Here is a 511-nt window from a genome sequence, read left to right on the forward strand (position 1 = left end):
GTCAACAGCACTTCAACTCCCAAACGGCTGCGGGTAAAAACTATGGTTTGTACTTCATTTTGAATCAACTTTGCGGCGATATGCCTGGCATCAAGTAAAGAACTGCGGCGGATACCCTGTTCAGGATTGACCAAAGGCGGATTATAGAAAATAAAATGTTTTTCGGCCTGTGGAGCTCCGTTTTCGATAATCACAGTCTGCGGTTCTTCAATGAGCAGGGTGGCCAGCTCGCCCGGGTTGGCAATAGTTGCCGAGCAGAGAATAAATCGGGGGTTTGAACCGTAAAAGGCGCAGATTCTTTTCAGACGCCTGATCACGTTGGCAACGTGGCTGCCAAAAACTCCCCGGTATTGGTGCATCTCATCGATCACGATATATTTAAGGTTCTGAAATAGCTGTATCCACTTGGTATGGTGGGGAAGGATGGCTGCATGAAGCATATCGGGGTTTGTGACAACAATATGGCCGCTGTGGCGAATACCCTGCCGCAAGCCTGGCTCAGTATCGCCGT

The 511-nt window shown here is 49.1% G+C and carries 1 protein-coding gene; it reads right to left on the reverse strand.

Features of this window, described 5'->3' with window-relative positions; genetic code table 11:
- The coding region (locus SCJ97_11770; GenBank protein MDW7740706.1) for a DEAD/DEAH box helicase at window positions 1–511 on the reverse strand (511 nt) is incomplete at both ends.

The sequence above is a fragment of the Bacillota bacterium genome, from assembly GCA_033549065.1.
GTDB lineage: Bacteria > Bacillota > Dethiobacteria > DTU022 > DTU022 > JAWSUE01.